The sequence below is a fragment of the Streptomyces sp. NPDC007189 genome (assembly GCF_040703635.1).
In the GTDB taxonomy this organism is placed as follows: Bacteria; Actinomycetota; Actinomycetes; order Streptomycetales; family Streptomycetaceae; genus Streptomyces.
In genome coordinates this window covers 1-1,304 of the sequence record NZ_JBEYEY010000071.1, presented here as the reverse complement: position 1 = coordinate 1,304, position 1,304 = coordinate 1, and the positions used below count along the sequence as shown (strand labels likewise).

Genomic DNA, 1,304 nt, shown 5'->3' with positions numbered 1-1,304 from the left:
TGAGCTGACCCCGGATTCGTGGAGTCCCTGAAGCCAGGCTTATGATCCTGGCCCGAAGGAGAACCACGAGCAGTGCCAGCACCACGCAAATACCCGGACGAGCTCCGCGAGCGGGCCGTCCGCGAGGTCCGCGCCACGGGCCGACCGATCGCGCACGTCGCCAGGGATCTGGGCATCCACAAGGAAGCCCTGCGCGGCTGGGTCCGCCAGGCCGAGGCGGACGCCGGCGAACGCGACGACCGGCTGACCACCGCCGAGCACGAGGAGCTGAAGCAACTCCGCAAAGAAGTAGCGGAGTTGAGGCGGGCGAATGAGATCCTCAAAGCCGCGAGCGCGTTTTTTGCAGCCGAACTCGACCGTCCCCGGACGAGGCCGACCAGGTGATCGAGCACCTCAAGCACAAAGGTCTCGGGGTCGGGTTCGCCTGCCGGGTGCTGGGGCTGTCCGAGTCGGCGTACTACGCGCGCAAGAAGCGCCCGAAGTCGGCCCGCCGGCTGCGTGACGAGCAGCTCATGCCGCTGATCGAACAGGTCCATGCCGAGTCCGGCGGCACCTATGGTGCCCGCCGGATCACCCGCGCGCTCCGGCGCAAGGGCGTCCTCGTGGCCCGCTGCACCGTCGAACGGCTGATGCGCGAGCTGGGCCTGGAGGGCGTGATCCGCGGGCAGCGTCGCCGCACCACGGTCCCGGAGCCGTCGGCACCCAGACCGCCTGACCTGGTCGACCGCGACTTCACGGCCTCACGCCCGGACCAGCTGTGGGTGGCGGACATGACGTATGTCCGCACCTGGTCGGGCTGGGCATACGTGGCGTTCGTCCTGGACGTGTACTCGCGGATGATCGTCGGCTGGCAGGTCGCGAACCACATGCGGACCGAACTCCCCCTCGATGCCCTGGAGATGGCCCTGTGGAGACGCCGGATCAAGAAGGACTCCGGGCTGATCCACCACAGCGACAGAGGGTCGCAATACGTATCCATTCGCTACACCGACCGACTCGCCGAGATCGGCGCCGCCGCGTCCGTCGGCTCGGTCGCGGACTCGTATGACAACGCGATGGCCGAGGCGCTCAACGGCACCTTCAAGGCCGAGCTGATCGAGATGCAAGGACCGTGGCGGGACGTCGACCAGGTCGAGCGGGCGATCTTCCAGTGGGTCACCTGGTACAACGAGGAACGGCTCCACTCCGCCCTCGACTACGTACCGCCCGCCGAGTACGAACGCGGCTGGTGGCAACAACAGGAAGCCACCCAGCAGCCCGCCTGAAACAAGACCACCGCACTCTACGAAACCCAGGACAGCTCA

1 protein-coding gene is annotated in these 1,304 nt (G+C 67.5%); it reads left to right on the top strand.

Translation table 11 applies throughout. From position 1 onward, the window contains the following. Positions 1 to 72 precede the first annotated feature (72 nt). Positions 73 to 1,265 (top strand): IS3 family transposase gene (locus AB0950_RS40390; RefSeq protein ID WP_360161512.1). Its coding sequence is split into 2 segments (ribosomal slippage): positions 73 to 343 and positions 343 to 1,265, totalling 1,194 coding nucleotides; the frame shifts between segments, so codons are not numbered across the junction. Positions 1,266 to 1,304 lie beyond the last annotated feature (39 nt).